We start from the raw sequence: 20,557 nt of genomic DNA on the forward strand, positions 1-20,557 counted from the left end.
TGATAAAAATTTTAGGAAGTTGTCAATGCTAAATTGCTTCTATCCTGTGCAGCAAGGACTTCGGTTCTTGCTGTCTTTTTTTGCTCATGTTCTGGATCGTAATCTATTTTATTTTTCCATAAACTATACATTAATACCAATAGCTTTCGCTCTACTGCTACTAAGGCTATCATTGGTTTGACTTTAGTGGGTTGGACTCGTTCGTAAAATTTTCTCAAGGTTGGATTCCATTGTATGGCACTCATCGCTGGCATATATAGTGCACTGCGAATATGTTTATTCCCTTTCTTACTGATTCTCGTCTTTCCCTTATAAGCACCAGATTCTTTCAAGACCACATCAAATCCTGCATAGCTGGTCAATTGTTTAGCATTAGTAAAACCGGTGAAACCCAAAGTTTCACCTACTACGGTCGCTGCAGATTTAAAAGAGATCCCGGGGATACTTTCCAAATGCTTAATTCTTTGATGCATCTGTGGATCATTCTTAACTAGAATTTCCATCTCCTTTTCTATTTCTATCAACTGCTTTTCAATCAATTTTAATCGCTGTCCATAGCGCTTTAGCTCCCGCTTGCTTTTATAAACGGAGTGTTCTAAGGCATGAAGTCTATTTCGCTCAATCTGCTTTTCCTTTAGTAAAAAAGATCGTTCCCGACTCAGCCCTTTTAATTGACGTAATATTGGATCTGGTGGGCTCCATAATGCCAACTCTCTTTCACAGCCAAGCATGGCAAGCATCCGGCTATCTAAGGCATCGGTCTTGGAACGTTGATCCAAACTTTGAGCATAGCGCTTTACACGTCCTGATTGCATAACACTTACAGGAAATCCTTCCATATAGAGATGGTATACTAAAGCTTCATGATAAATACCTGTCGATTCCATAACGATAAATATATCTTCTGGAGAACTGGCATTTTTAAGTAACCACTTTACCAACTTTTTAAAACCTGGTAAATTATTACTAACCTCAAATGGATCTTCAAACTCCTTTGCAAGTCTAGCCGTTAGACGGCACAAACAAACAGCCAAAGTCTCTTTTGAGATATCTACTCCTAAAGAGAGTTTCAAAATTTCATTCTTCATAATAATGTTGATCTTTTAAACTCTATTCTCCATCACTTTTGCTCGCTTTTGATACGATCTCTGTTATAGGATCTAGGTACTGTTCAAGTTCTTAGAGAAGTTAATAGAAGGGTGCAATTTCTAACGCACGATATCATTGTATATAATGTATCTACCAAGACCTCGCTATCCCTTCTATTGAGTTTAATTATTAATTCCTATTTTTAACTAAATTACAATCTCTAATCTAACATACGAACCAAGACCGTTAGCTGCAATATTCCTGAAAATCCAATTTAAAACATAAAATTAAAATGCCTGATTTCACTAAAACCCACTTAGTTCGACTTCATAATCGAATTGTGACATTTGCAGATGAAAATCTCAAAAAGATTGAAAAATTAGAGATTGATTTAAATGATGAATATAATAGTTTCTTTCTAGGAATGATTATTAGACAGCATACAATTAATAATGATTTTTCAATATTATTTGAAACTGATAGAAGCAGAGAACTAACGTCAAAATATATATTGTATAGATGTCTAATAGATGATTTCATCCAAATCGTTTTTATATCAAATGAAGAGGATAAGTATGAAATGGTGACAAAACTAAACGCAGATGCATTAAATAAAAATTTCAAGAAATTAATGGACCTAGCTCAATTAAATGAGGAAAAATTAAATGGTGACTATCCGTTTTATCCAACCTACGATCAGATGGAGGAAGTCAAACAAAAAATGATTGATTCTCCTAAAAGACAACATCATTTTTCCGATAAGGATAACTTTAAATTTAAAACGTATAAAGCAACAGGAAATATTATCCGTGAGTTAAAGGACGAAGAAGAACATCTTCATCAATTGAGGAGAGCATATTTCATTTGGAGAAAGTATTCAGATTATGTTCATTATTCTAATTTGACCTTTGAAGAAGAGCAAACGGTAGATCCTGACAAAGATTCAACATATACTGAGTTTGCTGAAATTATATCGTACTCTTATTTTACAATTTTAAAGTGCTTAAACCATTTTGAAGAAAACTACGAATTCGAAATAACCGATTCAAATAATCTTGCAGAATACTATAAAAATTCTGTTCACAGGTGAATACAGCAGCTAACATCGGTTAATCGCAAATAAGCGGTAACATTAGTAAGAAAATAATTAAATTAACCAACAAACCAGGTCTAAGCCGACAATGCCGAGTTCCCTACTCCGCCAACTTGCGATAACCGAGACCGTTACATTGCATAGCTCAATAATGTGAAGTAAATCTTTAGATTTGTATTTTTTAACAAAAAAATTAAATTTGCAATACAATTAACAATTCTAATAATTTTGAGAACATTTCTAATCTTAAATATTATTGAATTTAATCAGATAATTATTAATTACAAGTATTTTATGAAAAAAAGTTTATTACCAATAATATTTATTGGACTATCACTCTTCAGTTGCAACGCACAGCAAAAACAATCTACATTTGAAAACGAATTAGATAAATGGAAAAAAGAACTTTATTTAAACGGTGAAGTTGGAAAACCATGTAGAGAAGACAATAATTGGCTGAAATGGCAAGAAGAGAATCCCGAATATTATTTTGGTTTAGGAAACATTGAAAGAATTGAAACAGATTTTAATAGTGATGGCATTAAAGATGCGCTTTTTTATTTTCCCGCAAAAAATTGTGTTGGGGGTAATGGTACAGCTTCAGACTTTGCGATGCTCATTTATTCAAACGAAGATAACTTACTTACAAACAAAAATATTACAAAAACCATCGAGAATGAAATTAAAGGATCTTTAGCAGAAAAAAGAATCTATGGTGTATATAAAATTATAATTAATTATAAAGGGCTTGGTAAAAGTCTAGTGGGTAAATACTCGGCATGGTCGGAGGATGATCCTAGTTGCTGCCCAGGTTCTATTGGAACATTTGAATATAATCCAATTGACTTCTCAATAGAAACTCAAAATCAAACAAAATAATTAAATAAATTTAAAATTTATTGCTATTTAAGTAAAGAACTTTAATACTTTCTATTTTGAACTTATATTAGAAATCGCTGTATTATAAGATTAAGTTTTCGCAACGCAATGTAACAACGGTTATCACAAATAACGGGTATTGTCGAAAAAGTGTAATTTAGTATCCTAAGTAAGAAAATACTTAAACCGACAAGTTCGCGTCCCTACTCCCGCAACTTGTGTTAACCGAGACCGTTGGCATTAATTGTTTACAACGAGATTCTAACATTAAATTTTAAAAAATGAAAAAAATAGTTGGATTAATATTTCTAATGTCCATTTTTACTTCTAACATTTATTCTCAGAAATTATATGTTTGGTGTCAAAAAGAACAAATCCCAACTCCGAGAAAAAATTTTTTACAAAATCAAGAAATTGACTTAGTTCTATTTGACTCCAGAACAATGACAGATAATAGTAAAATAGAATGTTCAAGTGAAGAGGTAGTAAGGAATTTAATCGATTTGATTAAAGACACATATCCTGATGCAAATTTCAATGTTTTAGAAAGCGATAAATTTTATCAAAACCCAGAGCCAAACAAAATAACTATTAAAATTGCCATTTCAGCTTTCCAAGCTGCTTTTGGTGCAGATGTAAAAATCGGAATTGGAAATATTGGAGGTTCATTCGCTTGGGGAGTATTTCCAGAAGGAAAATGGAATGCAATAACAGGTTATTCAGTAATGATTTACAATTATAAGAATGGGAATAAGAATAAAATAACAGAACAGTTTGGAAAAATTGCATCAAGACCAAACACCGGTGGATATAGAACTGCAAAAAATATGTTGAACAAATCTTATATTGAAGCAAATCAAGAAATGTTTTCTTTTATCGATAGAACGTTAATGGAGTAAACAACATAATGCCAACAACGGTTATCACAAATAACGGGTAGCATTTCAAAGAAAATAATTAAATTAACCAACAATTAAAACCTAAACCGACAAGTGCGCATCCCTACTCCCGCAACTTGTGTTAACCGAGACCGTTGGCAAACATTTTTATGAGAAAAATTCTACTTCTATTTTTTTGCTTTGTAGGTCTTAATTTAACTGCGCAAGAGGTTCAGGAAGTCTATAAATTCAAAAAAGAGAAGGTAAAAAGAAAGTTTTTAAGTGAAAAAACCTGGAACTATCTTGATCTAGATAGTTTAACCTTATTAAAAAATCAAGATTTCCATCGTGTTCAATTTTACAAATATCATGAAATCCGGTACACAGAATTAAAAGGAACCTGGGAAATTAAAAATGATACATTAAAATTATCAATTTCAAAATTTAATGAATCTAAGAATAAAAAGGCCTGGGTAAAACAAGAAGGAATCTTTAAATATAAATTGAAAGATAGAAAATTGATTCCTATAAATGGTTACGAATTTTCAGCATTTAAAAATTTAAAAAGGATCAAATAAATAGAATAATGAAATTAGAATCTATAATTTTCATTTATATTCCAATAATTATTTCAGCTTTAGAGATAATTTATTCTTGCTATTTAATCATCAAAAAGCATCAAATCTTTCAAATAATATTATCCGTGTTAATACTTGGATTAAACATATTAGCAATTTATATACTTCTGAAGTTTCTAGATGGAGCTTGGCCATCATTCACTCCACACATAAGTATAATGATTGCAAGTTTCATTTTAATGATCCAGTATAAGACAACAATAAAAACGTTAGCCAACAACGGTTATCACAAATAACGGGTATTATCGAAAAAGTGTAATTTAGTATCCTAAGTAAGAATATACTTAAACCGACAAGTTCGCGTCCCTACTCCCTCAACTTGTGTTAACCGAGACCGTTAGCGGCAAGTTTATAAGATGTACTTTCCTGAAATAGGTTGACTAAAAATTAAACCTTTTAGCACTATACCTAATGAAAGAACAAAATGAACACTGTCGAAAAACTTCCTACAAAAAAGTAGGGTATGATCTTAAGCTAGTTATTATTGATCAGATCCAAAATGCACAAATCTCTATCAATCATGCTTCCGATAAATATCAGGTTTCCAGAGCTTCCATCTATTACTGGTTGAAAAAATACAGTACTTTAGAACAAAAGAAACAAGGGATGAGCAAGAAAGATGAGATCAAGAAACTCAAAGAAAAAATAGAGGAATTAGAGTTTGTAAAAGACTTCCAACAAGACATTATTGCTGACATGGAACTCATTACCGGAGTCGATATGTCAAAAAAGTCATTGCCCAAAACATTAGCAGACGAGATCGAAAAAAAGAAGCAAAACCGTTTAAAAGAAAATGGTTGATCCAATGTTTTGGGGTTTCCAAACAAGCTTTTTATAAGCGCTTAAAATCTCATCAGAACAGGCAAACAGAGCAACAGCTAATTATTCGACTCATCAAAGAGTATCGGAGTCAGTATGGACTGCGTACCGGTGGAATTAAACTTTATCAGGAATTAAAGGCTGACATGAACCGACTCGGTATTAAAATAGGAAGAGATAAATTCTATCGAGTAATGAGAATGAATAACCTGCTCGTTCCTAAATTAAAGCGGTTCCATATCACAACTGATTCAAAACACAGATTCTTTAAATACAAAAACCTGATAAAAGACAAAGTGCCCACCAGGCCGGAACAACTTTGGGTAAGCGATATCACTTATATCAAAACACAGAACGGACACAGTTACCTGGCATTAGTCACAGACGCCTATTCTAAGCAAATTATGGGTTATAAATTAGCAAGCCATATGAAGACATCACTTTGCATCGATGCGCTTAGAATGGCCATTAAAAATAGAAAATACAAGAATCATAAACTCATTCATCATTCAGATCGTGGAATTCAGTATTGCAATCCCCAATACACCAGCTTTACTGAGGAACATGGAATACAAATGAGCATGACCGAGAAATACGATCCATACGAGAATGCCGTGGCTGAGAGAGTCAACAGAACCCTTAAATATGAATATGATTTAAAACGAACTATAAAAAATACTAACTTAGCGAAGAAGATGGTCAAACGAGCTGTTGAGATTTACAACAACAAAAGACCTCATTTTAGCCTCAAATTGAACACCCCTAACTTTGTTCATTTGAATCGAAATGTAGACTATCATTCCTACAAAAGGAACAAACAAAATTTAGAATTATTAACCATTTAAACTGTCGGAAATTGAATCAAAAATGGTCAACCTATTTCAGTATAATACACCGAAATTATGATAAAAAAACTACTAATTCTTTTAATACTGACAAATATTTCATGTTCAGAACAAAAAAAGGAGAGCTTTAAACTAATAGGTAAAACATATCAGATAGAAAATGGAAGCAAGTTGTTTATGCATGATTTGGTCAACAATAAAACATTGGATTCTGCTGTAATAGAAAATGGAGAATTTCAATTTACTCAAAAGCTACCGGAATATCCATATTGGGTAATCCTTCACACGAGAGATAGGTCCCAAAGTAAGGATATATGGATTGAAGATAAAACGATGACATTTACCGCTACTGATTCAAATTTTGCGAATGCGAAAATCACAGGTTCCGAATCAAACAATTTGATAACTGAACTTTATAAAAATGTAGATTTTAATAAAAGAAAGAAACTTAAGGAAATAGAGAAAAAATTTATTGAACAGCACCCAAAAAGTATCATAAGTACTTTTTTACTAACCAATAATTTAAATACTTGGGGTGCCAAAGAGACGAAAAGATTATTTAAAACTTTCCCTGACAATAATAAGAATTCTCAACTAGGCCAAAGAATTTCAGATTATTTGAAAACCGCGAAAACTCCAGAGATAGGTGAGCAATTCGTTGATATTTCCATGGAAAATCCCAATGGAGAAATCAAGAAATTATCAGACCTGAAAGGAAAGGTAATATTGTTAGAATTCTGGGCATCTTGGTGTTTGCCATGCAGAGAAAGTAATCCTGATTTAGTGGAAATTTACAATGAATACAAATCAAAAGGTTTTGAAATATATTCTGTGTCAATAGATCAAGATAAAGAAAGTTGGATCAATGCTATTAATATGGATAACTTGAAATGGACTAATGTAAGCGACCTTCAGAAACCAAATAAAGCTGCTAAATTATATGGTGTATCTTCAATTCCTGACAGTTTTCTAATTGACCAAAATGGAAATGTAATAGACAATAAATTGAGAGGAAAAGAATTGAGAAAGAAGTTAGAACAATATTTTGCCAGCCACTAACAACGGTTATCACAAATAACGGGTTTAGTCGAAAAAGTGTATTTTAGTATCCTAAGTAAGAAAGTACTTAAACCGACAAGTCCTCGTCCCTACTCCCGCAACTTGTGTTAACCGAGACCGTTATGCACCATATGAAAACAACGATTTTACTTCTAACATTATTCATTTCGAGTTTCGGATTTTCACAAAATGATAAATCAAACACGATTACTATAAAAGGAATTATTTTTTCTGAAGTTGATGGAAAACCATTAGAAAACGCATATATAAATTATACTTCGAAATACAAATATTCAATGACCAATGAAAATGGAAAATTTGAATATAAATACTTAAATAATAAAGAGGATTTAAAAGAAAAAATAGAAATAAGTGCGCTAGGATATGAAAATTATGATACAATCATAGACTTAAATAAAGATAACATAATCGACCTTTTCGTTGTACTCAAAACAAGATTCGGATTAAACAGACAAAAAGCTTTAGAAGATATAGAACAAGGTGAAATAAATATTTTACTCTCTGGAGGAATTGCACCTGTTATTTACAATGGTGATAAAAAATTCTGTAAAAAATACCAAGTTAATTTTATCGAATATGGATGTGAAGCTATATCTGAGAGAAGTTTAATTGAATACAATAAAACTGTATTTGAATATCTTGACGCGAAATTCGGTAAAAAATGGCGTGAGGAAATTAGGGATGATGTTTCCGGGTTATAGATCCAATCATACGGTGCATAACAACGGTTATCACAAATAACGGGTTTTATCGAAAATGTGTAATTTAGTATCCTAAGTAAGAAAATAATTAAACCGACAAGTCCGCATCCCTACTCCCGCAACTTGTGTTAACCGAGACCGTTGTAAACAATGTCTCCAGCGAACTCAACAACTTAAAAATTAATATTATATTCAATAAACTATAAATTTTACAAAATGAAATTAAAAAATCTACTATTTGGAATCTTCTCAATACTTACGTTGAGCATTTTCAGTCAAAACCTAGAAAAAAATGTTATTGCTACGACTAGTGCAGTAACTGAGTTTCAGTTGAAAACTTCCAATATCGAAGAATTAGCAACTTATGATTGGACAACAATTAATGATATATTCAAAGAAAATGATAAAAATCAAATTATAAAATTAGCTTTTGAATATGAAAACCCATCTAAAAAAAGAAATTCTAAACCCAATATGAAAAACTTAAAATTTGAGATATCTGGTACAACTGAAGAACTTCCAGAATTAATTGAAAAGTCAAAGAGAATGGTCTCAAAATTTATCGAAATCAATTCAAATTATAATGAGTAAAACTTTTCAAACAATTGAAACATTAATGTGTAAAAATCATCTATACAGAAATTTTACACAAGTAAAGATAAAAGAAGTACTTCAAAGCAATTAAAGTTGTCGCCACAGTTCACAACAACGGTTATCACAAATAACGGGTAGCATTCAAAGAAAATAATTAAATTAACAAACAATTAAAACCTAAACCGACAAGTTCGCATCCCTACTCCCGCAACTTGTGTTAACCGAGACCGTTACCTGCAAGCCGATGTGAAATTCAGCTAAGAACGTATCTGACAAAAATGAATACGAAAAAACCTCTAATTGAGCGATTGGAGCATTCTGATAACAAATCTTTATCAGAGGAATATTTGAAAATAGTGTTGAAAAGATTAAAAATTAATAAAAGTAACTTGAAACATATAATACCGAGCAAATGAAAATCAATATTACAAGTAGAGATATTAAATTCATTGTAATCGGTGTAATTACTGCCTTTATCTTCGTAACTATTTATGATTGGGAAGATAATGTCAAAGCATTCAAAGAAGCCACTGCGGACGGTAAAATTGACTATGAAAAATCAAAATATTAAATAACAATCAAAAATTAAATAATATGAACTTAAAGATTACTACTAGAGATTTTAAATTTTTTATGATTGGCGTATTTGCCATGTTATTATTCGTGATAATTTATGATTGGGATGACTTTGAAAAAGGATTTAAAAGTGGATATAATAATTCTTCCCAGATAGAGAAAACTGAATAAATAAACAAGATTTTAAATAGGCCTGCAGGTAACATCGGTTAAGCGCAAATAGCGGGCATTCTGGTGAAAAGTATTATTTTAGACACCAAGTAAAAAACAACTAAGCCGACAAGGACGCGTCCCTACTCCACGCTACTTGCCTTAACCAAGACCGTTGGCAACAATATTTATACAGACACAATTATGAACAAAACTCGAATTTTAGGTATATTATTACTAACTCTTGGTATAGTTATAATGAATTATTTTAACCATAAAAATTATCATTTACTAGCCGGAATTTTATGTGGTGCAGGATTAATATGGTCAATAACAGGAAAAATCCAATTTAAGAGAAATGCAAAATAGAATTGCAATAATTGAATCTTTCAAATCATTCCTTGGAGAAAGAAAGAAATCAATCGATAATCGATTAAGATATGTCTAAATACTTAAATATTTCACTGCTGCTTTCATTTTATTAGTAATTATCATCATTATAAAATCACTTTTACCATTTGATATTTTAGGCGATAAACTAGAATGGGATAACTCAGCAGTAGTTATAATCTTTGCTATAACTTATTTACTACATGGACCAAAATATTTCTATGAATCAAAACTTTTAAAACATTTAAAAACACTAAAAAAAGAAGAAAAAAAATCTTCTAATAATGAAAATTTAAATATTCAATTGAGAACTACAATTAATGAAATCAATGATCATAAAAAGAATTGGTTCATTGTTGCCTCACTTGTAATCATATTGATTGCAAGTTTAACACACGCAATTATAGATGATTTTGAATATTGGGGATATTTAAAAATCCCTTTTCTCCTATTTATTATATTAATTTCATTTGATTTTCTTAAAAATTATAACCGTATAAGTAAGAACATCAAAGAATATGAAGAACAATAAATACAGTTGCCAACAACGGCTCATCGCAAATAACGGGTATTGCAGAAAAAGTTTAATTTTAGTAATCAGGAAAGAAAACAATTAATCCGACAACTCCGCGTCCTAACTCCCGCAACTTGCGATAGCCGAGACCGTTGTGGCTAATAGTGACTCGTCCTGAATAAAGGCTACATAATTCTAAACAGTTATGTATAAAAATGACAGAGTAACCAGACGTTACAGTGAACCATTCAAATTAAAAATTTTATCAGAACTTAGTACTGGGAAATACACAAAGTATGAACTAGGCAAACTCTATGGGATTGCTCCTTCCACCATCAATGAATGGATCAGAAAGTATGAACGTAAAGACCTAATGAACACAAGGGTTATGATAGAAACAAAGGATGAAATAACACGGATCAAAGCACTCCAAAAAGAGATTGAACAGCTTAAAAAACTACTCCTTAAAAAGGATATGGATCAACTTGTCGATGATGCATACTTGGAAGTAGCTGCTCAAAAACTAGGCTACAAAAGTGTCTTGGAACTTAAAAAAAAACTAAATATCAAGCCTTAATCATAGCAAAGGAAAAAGCTAAGGGATTTGCTTCGTTAACCAAAATATGTGATTGTTTTGAACTAAAGCGAGATGCTTATTATAAGTATAAATGCAGAGCTGATAAGCGAAAAAAGGTTGAACAACATATAATTACCATCGTTAAAAGACGACGTAAATCCCTTCCTAGAGAAGGCGTGAGAAAGCTTATGAAATCCCTAGGACAGGATTTTGAAAAACAACACCTGAAAGTGGGTAGAGACACCCTGTTCAATGTTCTTAGAGAACATAAAATGTTGACATTAAGAAAAAAGTACAGTGCCAGAACAACCAATTCGTATCACAGGTTTTATAAGTACAATAACATTATAAAAGATCTAAAAGTAAACCGATCTAATCAAGTTTGGGTATCGGACATTACGTATATCAGAACTCTAAAAGGATTTTGTTACCTAGCACTCATTACAGATATGCATTCCAGAAAGATTGTGGGTTATGACCTTAGTGATAGCCTAGAACTTAAAGGATGCGTGAGAGCACTTAATAAAGCGATTTACCAAGCCAAAGACATCAAAGGGCTCATACACCATTCAGACAGAGGGATACAATATTGCAGCAATGTGTATACTCAAATCCTTAAAAGAAAAAAGATAGCTATCAGTATGACTGAAGAAAATCACTGTTACGAAAATGCAATGGCAGAACGCGTAAATGGGATCCTGAAAGATGAATTCTATCTCGATCAGGTCTTCACAAACAAGGAACACGCGAAAAGAGCAGCAAAAAGTGCCATTAAATTATATAATGCAATTAGATTACATTTATCTTTAGACTATCAAACTCCAAATATGGTATATAAATTAACAGCGTAAAATCAATTTTAACCTGTAGCCATATTTCAGGACAAGACATAGCCCAAAAAAACAAAATTCAGTAAAGAACATAATAGATAAAGAACTGATAAGAACCAGTTTTTCGCAACTGTTGCGCTAAATTTAAAAGATTGAAAAATGATTAAAATCGAGTTCGTTGATTTTTATTCAAACCTAAAAGATTTGAGTTCTTATTCTGACTTTTACTCCGGATTGTTAGCTACAAACAATTGAATGATTTTAAATTTAAATCGCTGAATTTACTCGGGAGTGAAAAAGTGAAATGAAAATGAGATTTAAAGAATAAAAATGATTTAAATACAAGTCGCTGACTTTTACTCGAACCGAAGATTTGAGTTCTTATTCCGACTTTTACTCAGGATTGTTAGCTGCAAACAATTGAATGATTTTAAATTTAAATCACTGACATCACTCAGACGTGAAAAGTGACAAAATCAATGAGGTTTAAAATGACAATATTGATAAAAAAATTCTTACTCGGATAAAAGCTACTAGCCACAACATCGGTTAAGCCCAAATAGCGGGTATTTCAACAAAAAGTAATATTTTAGTGACCAAGAAACAACCAACTAAGCCGACAAAAACGTGTCCCTTCTCCACGCCACTTGGCTTAACCAAGACCGTTGTACACAATGCAAAAAAAAATCGCCTACATAATAATTTTACTGTTTAGCACAGTAAGTTTTGGTCAGAAAATCAAAACAATAACTGAATTCAAAAAAGAAAATGATAGTTTAATTAAAATCAGCAAAACTGAATTTGACAAATCAGGCAATCTGATTAAGGACGTAAAATATGGCGGATATGATGCTATTTCAGAAACGTTTAGAAGCAAAAACCGAATTATAAATTACGATGACGGACAAAGAATTTACGAATATAACTGTGAGGATTTTGTAGCAAAAGATACTTGCGTAGTTCGCTCATTTTCTACTTACGAATTTAATCCTATAACAAAAATTGAGAAACAAACAAAATACGAAACTGACTCGTTAATCCGATTTATTCGAGAAGTGAAAATGGACAACAAAAAGCGGATTTCTAAAACGAGCTCTTGGGAATTTTTTCCAGTTAAAAAGCTAGATTATGAAAAAGCTTTAGTTTTAATTGATACTTCTTATTTTGATAAAAAGAACCGATTGATAAAACGCGTAAATTATAATAGTCAAGCAAAAGATCCTTATGTTGAGAAATATGTTTACTCAAAACATAAATACACTTATCAAACAATTGGAACTGCAAGAGATACAATTATGACTTTCGATTATATCAAATTACAGAAGAAAATCGATAAAGCAGAATTAGATTACAAGTTCAATTCTGATAATAATTACGAATACAAAATTAAATATCATTGAGAATGGCACTGTGTACAACATCGGTTAAGCGCAAATAGCAGGCATTCTGGTGAAAAGTGTTATTTTAGAGACCAAGTAAAAAACAACAACGCCGACAAGAACGTGTCCCTACTCCACGCTACTTGCCTTAACCAAGACCGTTGGGCACAATTTGCAACAAAATCCATTTTCAATCGTCATTAAATTGAAAAGTTGTAAATCTGAAAATTCATTATGACAATATGAAAAAAACAATTCTCTTTTTATGTTCAATTATAATCATTCCTATATTAGCCTATAAAATAGATTGGATCAATTATCTTCTTATTTTATTAGTATTATTAAGTATAGTTTTTCTAATAATAGTTGGATTAATATCAATTTTTAAAAGTCTAAAAAGGAAGATATTTATAGTTCCCTTATTAATCATTTGTATCTGTATTGTTGGAGTAATTACTTCATTCTTTAGACCATATGACAATCCAGTAATCAACACTGAAAATTTGAGTAAAAATCTGGAATACGCATATAAAACTGATCAAAATGATAGAATGCAATTAAGATCATTTATAGGTTATTTTAGCAAATTAAAACAGCGAGATAGTATTAGACTTAAACAAGTAAGAAGCAATTATTCTCAAGATAAAATATCTATACCAATTGACAAATTTCACGCAGGATTTGTATTTCATCATAGTGATAATAGCAAAGATTATAAAATTGCATCTGAACTAGCTTCTGAAGCTGCAAGTAGCGAAAAATTAAAGGATAATTATACTGTTCAATGGTTACAAAGAGCATCTTATGACAGATATATGCTTTCTATTGGAAAACCAGAAAAATATAATACACAGAATAAATTCAGCATAGACCTGAACTAGCAAACAATGCCCAACAACGGTTATCACAAATAACGGGTTTTGTCGAAAAAGTGTAATTTAGCATCCTAACAAGAAAACAACTAATCCGACAAGTCCGTGTCCCTACTCCCGCAACTTGTGTTAACCGAGACCGTTGGCAAACATTAAAAAAAATGAGAAAATCCATTATAACATTTCTGATTTTAATAATAATCGTTTCTTGTGGACCATATCGAAAAACAAAAAACGGATATAAAATAAAAGGGAAAACGGAAATTATTTTTAATGGAACTGACAAAAGCCTGAATGAAAAATGCCTCATTTCTGGATTCGTTTATTCAAGAGACACTAAAGATTTTCCAATATCGGCAAAAGTAAAAGTTGGCGAATATGAAACAGAAACTGATGGAAGTGGATATTTCAACCTAATAGTTGAACCTGGAAATTATAAAATATCGACAAACTATATCGGAAATAATGAAGAGAAAATAGAAAACGTGGAATTGAAAAAAAACACAAGACTAATAATTATGTTTGAACTCGGAACAGTTGCAATGTATTGAAATTATGGATTTAGAAACAGTAATTTATGGGTATATTCCAATCTTAATTGCACTTTTCGAAATCATTGTTTCTATATATCTGACTAAAACTAGAAAAAAAATGTTCGGATTTATAGTTTCATTTTTGATATTAGTTTTTAATTCATTGTCTATTTACATACTTGTAAAAATATTATTGGATTCTTGGCCGAGTTATACGCCACATATTCTGATTTTGTTATCAACTATATTGTTAATCATTCAATATCTGAAATTTAAAAAGAAAAAAACGTTTGCCAACATCGGTTAAGCGCAAATAGCGGGTATTCAGATGAAAAGTAATATTTTAGACACCAAGTAACAAACAACTAAGCCGACAAGAACGCGTCCCTACTCCACGCTACTTGCCTTAACCAAGACCGTTGGCACCAATTAATAAGAAAAATTCTAAATAAAAAATGAAAAAAATCATTGTTGTATTATTTCTGACAATTTTTGGAAATACAGTATTTGCACAGGAACTAGAAATACAAACTTTTGGAAACAAAAATGACAAAGCATTAATATTTTTACACGGTGGTCCAGGATACAATAGTGTACCATTTGAACAAACAACTGCTAACGAATTGGCAAATAATGGATTCTTTGTTATTTCCTACGATAGACGTGGAGAAGGTAGAAATGAAAATTTAAAAGCAGAATATACTTTTACACAAACATTTGAAGATTTGAACCAAATCTTTCAAAAATATAATCTAAAAAAAACAACTCTAATAGGTCATAGTTTTGGAGGTATTATAGCAACTATGTTTACTGATAAATATTCAGATAAAATTGATAATTTGATTTTAGTAAGTGTACCTATTTCAATGCCCCAAACATTTGAAAACATAATTGCATCATCAAAAGAGATATACACTAAGAAAGATGACAAAATAAATTTGAATTATATAAATATGTTGCAAAATATGGATAGTACAAGTTTAGAATATGCAACTTATAGTTTTATGCACGCTATGTCAAACGGATTCTATTCCACTAAAAATCCAAATCAAAAAGCTATTGAACTATATCAAAAATTCAAAACAGATACGTTACTTCAAAAATATGCTTCCAAAAATGATTACTTAGCTCCTCAAAAGTTTTGGGAAAATGAACATTATACTTCTCTTTCAATAAAAATCAATCTTGAAAATTTAAAAAATAAAAAGATTTCTATTTATGGAATATATGGTAAAGAAGATGGATTATACTCACCAAAACAAATAGATTCATTAGTAAATATTTTAGGTAATGAGAATGTAGAATATTTAGAAAATAGCTCGCACAATGTTTTTATAGATCGCCAAAACAAATTTATAGATCTAGTGAAAAAATGGACAAATTAACTGGTGCCAACAACGGTTATCACAAATAACGGGTAGCTTTTCAAAGAAAATAGTTAAATTAACCAACAATTAAAACCTAAGCCGACAAGTCCGCATCCCTACTCCCGCAACTTGTGTTAACCGAGACCGTTGTGCGTAAGCCTGACTCGTCCTGAATAAAGGCTACATAATTCTAAACAGTTATGTATAAAAATGACAGAGTAACCAGACGTTACAGTGAACCATTCAAATTAAAAATTTTATCAGAACTTAGTACTGGGAAATACACAAAGTATGAACTAGGCAAACTCTATGGGATTGCTCCTTCCACCATCAATGAATGGATCAGAAAGTATGAACGTAAAGACCTAATGAACACAAGGGTTATGATAGAAACAAAGGATGAAATAACACGGATCAAAGCACTCCAAAAAGAGATTGAACAGCTTAAAAAACTACTCCTTAAAAAGGATATGGATCAACTTGTCGATGATGCATACTTGGAAGTAGCTGCTCAAAAACTAGGCTACAAAAGTGTCTTGGAACTTAAAAAAAAACTAAATATCAAGCCTTAATCATAGCAAAGGAAAAAGCTAAGGGATTTGCTTCGTTAACCAAAATATGTGATTGTTTTGAACTAAAGCGAGATGCTTATTATAAGTATAAATGCAGAGCTGATAAGCGAAAAAAGGTTGAACAACATATAATTACCATCGTTAAAAGACGACGTAAATCCCTTCCTAGAGAAGGCGTGAGAAAGCTTATGAAATCCCTAGGACAGGATTTTGAAAAACAACACCTGAAAGTGGGTAGAGACACCCTGTTCAATGTTCTTAGAGAACATAAAATGTTGACATTAAGAAAAAAGTACAGTGCCAGAACAACCAATTCGTATCACAGGTTTTATAAGTACAATAACATTATAAAAGATCTAAAAGTAAACCGATCTAATCAAGTTTGGGTATCGGACATTACGTATATCAGAACTCTAAAAGGATTTTGTTACCTAGCACTCATTACAGATATGCATTCCAGAAAGATTGTGGGTTATGACCTTAGTGATAGCCTAGAACTTAAAGGATGCGTGAGAGCACTTAATAAAGCGATTTACCAAGCCAAAGACATCAAAGGGCTCATACACCATTCAGACAGAGGGATACAATATTGCAGCAATGTGTATACTCAAATCCTTAAAAGAAAAAAGATAGCTATCAGTATGACTGAAGAAAATCACTGTTACGAAAATGCAATGGCAGAACGCGTAAATGGGATCCTGAAAGATGAATTCTATCTCGATCAGGTCTTCACAAACAAGGAACACGCGAAAAGAGCAGCAAAAAGTGCCATTAAATTATATAATGCAATTAGATTACATTTATCTTTAGACTATCAAACTCCAAATATGGTATATAAATTAACAGCGTAAAATCAATTTTAACCTGTAGCCATATTTCAGGACAAGACAGCCGTTAGAAAATCACAAATCAATTAACAGAATTCAAAAAATGAAATTTGCCAAAGTATCTATTTACTTGATAATATTTATTCTAATAAATAGCTGTGCACTAAATAAAGCCGCTAAATATTTAAAGGAAGGTAAAACAGAACAAGAGAATTTTACAAATTCTATTTCTTTTGAATTAGAAAAAGGATGGATAATTGTTCCTGTAGAAATAGAAAATAAGATTTATAGATTTATCCTAGACACTGGAACACCAACTCTTGTATCAAAAGAACTTGCTCGAAGTCTAAAAATGAAAGCTATCGATTCAGTAGATGCTTATGATGTTTATAATAATGTTCAAAAAAATAAATACACAAGAATTGAAAATATCAAAATTGGAAAGACAGATTTTGTTGGAACAGCAGCATTAATTAATGATTTTAACGCTACTCCAATTTGGGCTTCTTTAAATGTTGACGGATTTATAGGTTCAAATTTAATGCAACACGCTATCTGGGATATTGATTTTAAACAAAAACAAGTCACCATTACTGATAATGAATCAAACTTAAACCTACCAGAAGATTTAATTGAGAATAAAATGTTTATTGGTGTTGCAGGTTTACCTTCCATTGCTTGTAAAATAAATGGAGAAAGAATTTGGAACTTCCCTGTAGATTTAGGATATAATGGTGGCATAGTAATGCCATTTTCTGAGTTCGAAAAGCAAATAGAAAACGGTCAGATTTCAGATTTTAAAAAATCAGATACTCAAGGCATCATCGGTGTTTATGGAAAACAAAATTCTTCAAGAGAATCTTATACTGGAATAATTGAAGAAATAGAATTTGGAAAGTCTACTTTAAAAAATGAAAAGGTATATTCAGAGCAATATTTAAGTAAGATATTTGGCTTAGATTTCTTTAAAAATTATCGTGTAATTCTAAATTGGAATAGTAAAAAAGTAAAGTTGATAGAAAATAAAGAAAATACAAATTCTTAGTAAACGGCCAATGCACAACAACGGTTAATCGCCAATAGCCGGCAGCGTTAAAAGAAATTAATTAACTTGACCAACAAACCAATACTAAGCCGACAAATCCGCGTCCCTTACTCCGCCAACTGGCGATAACCGGGACCGTTGTAGCCAATTTAACACAAAACAATTTATTAAATGACAGAATTTTTATCCAACGCTAAAAACTCATCTAGAAATCCTTTAGGTATAATCGCATTATTCATATCGCTTATTTATGGATTTGCTTGTTTAGTATTAGGTACTTCTGGAGAAAAGTTAAGTAGTTATGAAAAAATCCCAATAGTCTATTTTCTAATAGTATTTCCAATTTTGATTTTGATTTCATTTCTATTTTTGGTAACCAAGCATCACAACAAATTATACGCTCCGAAAGACTATAAAGATGAAAGAAATTTTTTCAAAGGTTTCGAAAATCAACAAACAAATATTCGAAATAATGAAGGTCAAGAAGAAATTATAAGTACTGATAGTCACATAAATTCACTAATGAAATGGGGCTCAATTAAAGGTATGTATGCACTTTATGCGGTCTATCTATCCAAGTTACATAATGTGAAATTTACCTTACAAGATTTAGAGGCTAATTCAAGCCTCTTAACTGAAGAATATACCCACGGTTTTCTAGTTGCAGCCTCTTCAATGGGAGCCTTTAAATTTACATCTCACGACCAACCATTTTTAATTGACGAGATTAATGAAAAGCTAGAAAACAATATTAAGGATTTAGTTTATAAACAAGCTGAAAAACAAAGGGAAGAAGAAAATTCAGATTACTTGTACAATCAATTAAATTTATTAGAAAAGGCATTTGAGAAAGCAAGTAAGAATAAATAAACTGGCTACAACAACGGTTATCACAAATAACGGGTTTTGTCGAAAAAGTGTAATTTAGTATCCTAAGTAAGAAAATACTTAAACCGACAAGTTCGCATCCCTACTTCCGCAACTTGTGTTAACCGAGACCGTTGTGTGCAATACTGACTCGTCCTGAATAAAGGCTACATAATTCTAAACAGTTATGTATAAAAATGACAGAGTAACCAGACGTTACAGTGAACCATTCAAATTAAAAATTTTATCAGAACTTAGTACTGGGAAATACACAAAGTATGAACTAGGCAAACTCTATGGGATTGCTCCTTCCACCATCAATGAATGGATCAGAAAGTATGAACGTAAAGACCTAATGAACACAAGGGTTATGATAGAAACAAAGGATGAAATAACACGGATCAAAGCACTCCAAAAAGAGATTGAACAGCTTAAAAAACTACTCCTTAAAAAGGATATGGATCAACTTGTCGATGATGCATACTTGGAAGTAGCTGCTCAAAAACTAGGCTACAAAAGTGTCTTGGAACTTAAAAAAAAACTAAATATCAAGCCTTAATCATAGCAAAGGAAAAAGCTAAGGGATTTGCTTCGTTAACCAAAATATGTGATTGTTTTGAACTAAAGCGAGATGCTTATTATAAGTATAAATGCAGAGCTGATAAGCGAAAAAAGGTTGAACAACATATAATTACCATCGTTAAAAGACGACGTAAATCCCTTCCTAGAGAAGGCGTGAGAAAGCTTATGAAATCCCTAGGACAGGATTTTGAAAAACAACACCTGAAAGTGGGTAGAGACACCCTGTTCAATGTTCTTAGAGAACATAAAATGTTGACATTAAGAAAAAAGTACAGTGCCAGAACAACCAATTCGTATCACAGGTTTTATAAGTACAATAACATTATAAAAGATCTAAAAGTAAACCGATCTAATCAAGTTTGGGTATCGGACATTACGTATATCAGAACTCTAAAAGGATTTTGTTACCTAGCACTCATTACAGATATGCATTCCAGAAAGATTGTGGGTTATGACCTTAGTGATAGCCTAGAACTTAAAGGATGCGTGAGAGCACTTAATAAAGCGATTTACCAAGCCAAAGACATCAAAGGGCTCATACACCATTCAGACAGAGGGATACAATATTGCAGCAATGTGTATACTCAAATCCTTAAAAGAAAAAAGATAGCTATCAGTATGACTGAAGAAAATCACTGTTACGAAAATGCAATGGCAGAACGCGTAAATGGGATCCTGAAAGATGAATTCTATCTCGATCAGGTCTTCACAAACAAGGAACACGCGAAAAGAGCAGCAAAAAGTGCCATTAAATTATATAATGCAATTAGATTACATTTATCTTTAGACTATCAAACTCCAAATATGGTATATAAATTAACAGCGTAAAATCAATTTTAACCTGTAGCCATATTTCAGGA

At 31.6% G+C, this 20,557-nt stretch carries 24 protein-coding genes; 23 read left to right on the forward strand and 1 reads right to left on the reverse strand.

The features are described 5' to 3' along the window. Positions 1-11: 11 nt before the first annotated feature. Complete coding sequence (locus tag BLT84_RS13440) at positions 12-1,088, reverse strand: IS110 family transposase (protein WP_091266674.1); 1,077 nt, start codon at positions 1,086-1,088, stop codon at positions 12-14. Between the two features lie 341 nt (positions 1,089-1,429). Between BLT84_RS13440 and BLT84_RS13445 the strand changes: the two genes are divergently transcribed. From BLT84_RS13445 to BLT84_RS13550, 23 genes are all read left to right on the forward strand, one after another. Next, positions 1,430-2,179 carry a hypothetical protein gene (locus BLT84_RS13445; protein WP_172822457.1) on the forward strand — a complete coding sequence of 250 codons (750 nt, stop codon included), beginning with the start codon at positions 1,430-1,432 and terminating at the stop codon, positions 2,177-2,179. A 297-nt stretch (positions 2,180-2,476) separates the two neighbouring features. Continuing rightward, complete coding sequence (locus tag BLT84_RS13450; protein WP_157717938.1) at positions 2,477-3,061, forward strand: hypothetical protein; 585 nt, start codon at positions 2,477-2,479, stop codon at positions 3,059-3,061. A 281-nt stretch (positions 3,062-3,342) separates the two neighbouring features. Beyond that, a complete protein-coding gene (locus tag BLT84_RS13455; protein ID WP_091266692.1) occupies positions 3,343-3,960 on the forward strand; it encodes a hypothetical protein in 618 nt (205 codons plus the stop codon). A gap of 149 nt (positions 3,961-4,109) precedes the next feature. Continuing rightward, positions 4,110-4,517 (forward strand): hypothetical protein, encoded by a 408-nt coding sequence (locus BLT84_RS13460; protein ID WP_091266695.1) that lies wholly within the window; start codon positions 4,110-4,112, stop codon positions 4,515-4,517. A gap of 471 nt (positions 4,518-4,988) precedes the next feature. Beyond that, the gene (locus BLT84_RS13465) at positions 4,989-5,378 is read left to right on the forward strand and encodes an IS630 transposase-related protein (RefSeq protein WP_034886817.1); all 390 of its coding nucleotides are present in this window, start codon (positions 4,989-4,991) and stop codon (positions 5,376-5,378) included. After that, positions 5,375-6,241 carry an IS3 family transposase gene (locus tag BLT84_RS13470; RefSeq protein WP_091266697.1) on the forward strand — a complete coding sequence of 289 codons (867 nt, stop codon included), beginning with the start codon at positions 5,375-5,377 and terminating at the stop codon, positions 6,239-6,241. The genes BLT84_RS13465 and BLT84_RS13470 overlap by 4 nt, the downstream gene beginning before the upstream one ends. Positions 6,242-6,298: 57 nt before the next feature. After that, positions 6,299-7,300 (forward strand): TlpA disulfide reductase family protein, encoded by a 1,002-nt coding sequence (locus BLT84_RS13475; protein WP_091266699.1) that lies wholly within the window; start codon positions 6,299-6,301, stop codon positions 7,298-7,300. Between the two features lie 131 nt (positions 7,301-7,431). Further along, on the forward strand, positions 7,432-8,022 hold the full coding sequence (locus BLT84_RS13480; protein ID WP_157717939.1) for a carboxypeptidase-like regulatory domain-containing protein: 591 nt from the start codon (positions 7,432-7,434) through the stop codon (positions 8,020-8,022). Between the two features lie 216 nt (positions 8,023-8,238). Next, complete coding sequence (locus BLT84_RS13485; protein ID WP_091266705.1) at positions 8,239-8,613, forward strand: hypothetical protein; 375 nt, start codon at positions 8,239-8,241, stop codon at positions 8,611-8,613. A gap of 415 nt (positions 8,614-9,028) precedes the next feature. After that, a complete protein-coding gene (locus BLT84_RS16110; protein WP_157717940.1) occupies positions 9,029-9,187 on the forward strand; it encodes a hypothetical protein in 159 nt (52 codons plus the stop codon). Positions 9,188-9,210: 23 nt separating this feature from the next. Next, the gene (locus BLT84_RS16115; RefSeq protein ID WP_157717941.1) at positions 9,211-9,363 is read left to right on the forward strand and encodes a hypothetical protein; all 153 of its coding nucleotides are present in this window, start codon (positions 9,211-9,213) and stop codon (positions 9,361-9,363) included. Positions 9,364-10,451: 1,088 nt separating this feature from the next. Continuing rightward, positions 10,452-10,823, forward strand: coding sequence for a transposase (locus BLT84_RS13490; RefSeq protein WP_034890511.1), 372 nt, complete (start codon positions 10,452-10,454; stop codon positions 10,821-10,823). A 2-nt stretch (positions 10,824-10,825) separates the two neighbouring features. Then, positions 10,826-11,674, forward strand: coding sequence for an IS3 family transposase (locus tag BLT84_RS13495; protein ID WP_034890509.1), 849 nt, complete (start codon positions 10,826-10,828; stop codon positions 11,672-11,674). A gap of 653 nt (positions 11,675-12,327) precedes the next feature. Further along, positions 12,328-13,053, forward strand: coding sequence for a hypothetical protein (locus BLT84_RS13500; RefSeq protein WP_091266706.1), 726 nt, complete (start codon positions 12,328-12,330; stop codon positions 13,051-13,053). Positions 13,054-13,274: 221 nt separating this feature from the next. Further along, positions 13,275-13,913 carry a hypothetical protein gene (locus tag BLT84_RS13505; protein WP_091266709.1) on the forward strand — a complete coding sequence of 213 codons (639 nt, stop codon included), beginning with the start codon at positions 13,275-13,277 and terminating at the stop codon, positions 13,911-13,913. A 152-nt stretch (positions 13,914-14,065) separates the two neighbouring features. Then, a complete protein-coding gene (locus BLT84_RS13510; protein ID WP_091266711.1) occupies positions 14,066-14,455 on the forward strand; it encodes a carboxypeptidase-like regulatory domain-containing protein in 390 nt (129 codons plus the stop codon). Positions 14,456-14,892: 437 nt separating this feature from the next. After that, the gene (locus tag BLT84_RS13520; protein WP_091266718.1) at positions 14,893-15,822 is read left to right on the forward strand and encodes an alpha/beta hydrolase; all 930 of its coding nucleotides are present in this window, start codon (positions 14,893-14,895) and stop codon (positions 15,820-15,822) included. A gap of 182 nt (positions 15,823-16,004) precedes the next feature. Continuing rightward, positions 16,005-16,376, forward strand: a complete 372-nt coding sequence (locus BLT84_RS13525) for a transposase (protein ID WP_034890511.1) — start codon at positions 16,005-16,007, stop codon at positions 16,374-16,376. Positions 16,377-16,378: 2 nt separating this feature from the next. Further along, positions 16,379-17,227 carry an IS3 family transposase gene (locus BLT84_RS13530; RefSeq protein WP_034890509.1) on the forward strand — a complete coding sequence of 283 codons (849 nt, stop codon included), beginning with the start codon at positions 16,379-16,381 and terminating at the stop codon, positions 17,225-17,227. Positions 17,228-17,306: 79 nt separating this feature from the next. Then, entirely contained in the window at positions 17,307-18,248 is a 942-nt protein-coding gene (locus BLT84_RS13535) for a retropepsin-like aspartic protease (RefSeq protein ID WP_091266721.1), read from the forward strand. A 171-nt stretch (positions 18,249-18,419) separates the two neighbouring features. Continuing rightward, positions 18,420-19,118: a hypothetical protein gene (locus tag BLT84_RS13540; RefSeq protein WP_091266725.1), complete on the forward strand. Its 699-nt coding sequence runs from the start codon at positions 18,420-18,422 to the stop codon at positions 19,116-19,118. Positions 19,119-19,302: 184 nt separating this feature from the next. Further along, positions 19,303-19,674 (forward strand): transposase, encoded by a 372-nt coding sequence (locus BLT84_RS13545; protein WP_034890511.1) that lies wholly within the window; start codon positions 19,303-19,305, stop codon positions 19,672-19,674. 2 nt (positions 19,675-19,676) lie between these two features. Next, the gene (locus tag BLT84_RS13550) at positions 19,677-20,525 is read left to right on the forward strand and encodes an IS3 family transposase (protein ID WP_034890509.1); all 849 of its coding nucleotides are present in this window, start codon (positions 19,677-19,679) and stop codon (positions 20,523-20,525) included. Positions 20,526-20,557 lie beyond the last annotated feature (32 nt).

This window comes from Gillisia sp. Hel1_33_143 (genome assembly GCF_900104765.1).
In the GTDB taxonomy this organism is placed as follows: Bacteria; Bacteroidota; Bacteroidia; order Flavobacteriales; family Flavobacteriaceae; genus Gillisia.

Bases quoted from the DNA above. Each gene is read 5' to 3' on its own strand.
- BLT84_RS13500 (WP_091266706.1), top strand. From the start codon at position 12,328: ATGCAAAAAAAAATCGCCTACATAATAATTTTACTGTTTAGCACAGTA.
- BLT84_RS13480 (WP_157717939.1), top strand. From the start codon at position 7,432: ATGAAAACAACGATTTTACTTCTAACATTATTCATTTCGAGTTTCGGA.
- BLT84_RS13475 (WP_091266699.1), top strand. From the start codon at position 6,299: ATGATAAAAAAACTACTAATTCTTTTAATACTGACAAATATTTCATGT.
- BLT84_RS13525 (WP_034890511.1), top strand. From the start codon at position 16,005: ATGTATAAAAATGACAGAGTAACCAGACGTTACAGTGAACCATTCAAA.
- BLT84_RS13540 (WP_091266725.1), top strand. From the start codon at position 18,420: ATGACAGAATTTTTATCCAACGCTAAAAACTCATCTAGAAATCCTTTA.
- BLT84_RS13485 (WP_091266705.1), top strand. From the start codon at position 8,239: ATGAAATTAAAAAATCTACTATTTGGAATCTTCTCAATACTTACGTTG.
- BLT84_RS13535 (WP_091266721.1), top strand. From the start codon at position 17,307: ATGAAATTTGCCAAAGTATCTATTTACTTGATAATATTTATTCTAATA.
- BLT84_RS16110 (WP_157717940.1), top strand. From the start codon at position 9,029: ATGAAAATCAATATTACAAGTAGAGATATTAAATTCATTGTAATCGGT.
- BLT84_RS16115 (WP_157717941.1), top strand. From the start codon at position 9,211: ATGAACTTAAAGATTACTACTAGAGATTTTAAATTTTTTATGATTGGC.
- BLT84_RS13460 (WP_091266695.1), top strand. From the start codon at position 4,110: ATGAGAAAAATTCTACTTCTATTTTTTTGCTTTGTAGGTCTTAATTTA.
- BLT84_RS13440 (WP_091266674.1), bottom strand. From the start codon at position 1,088: ATGAAGAATGAAATTTTGAAACTCTCTTTAGGAGTAGATATCTCAAAA.
- BLT84_RS13450 (WP_157717938.1), top strand. From the start codon at position 2,477: ATGAAAAAAAGTTTATTACCAATAATATTTATTGGACTATCACTCTTC.
- BLT84_RS13490 (WP_034890511.1), top strand. From the start codon at position 10,452: ATGTATAAAAATGACAGAGTAACCAGACGTTACAGTGAACCATTCAAA.
- BLT84_RS13455 (WP_091266692.1), top strand. From the start codon at position 3,343: ATGAAAAAAATAGTTGGATTAATATTTCTAATGTCCATTTTTACTTCT.
- BLT84_RS13545 (WP_034890511.1), top strand. From the start codon at position 19,303: ATGTATAAAAATGACAGAGTAACCAGACGTTACAGTGAACCATTCAAA.
- BLT84_RS13520 (WP_091266718.1), top strand. From the start codon at position 14,893: ATGAAAAAAATCATTGTTGTATTATTTCTGACAATTTTTGGAAATACA.
- BLT84_RS13465 (WP_034886817.1), top strand. From the start codon at position 4,989: ATGAAAGAACAAAATGAACACTGTCGAAAAACTTCCTACAAAAAAGTA.
- BLT84_RS13510 (WP_091266711.1), top strand. From the start codon at position 14,066: ATGAGAAAATCCATTATAACATTTCTGATTTTAATAATAATCGTTTCT.
- BLT84_RS13505 (WP_091266709.1), top strand. From the start codon at position 13,275: ATGAAAAAAACAATTCTCTTTTTATGTTCAATTATAATCATTCCTATA.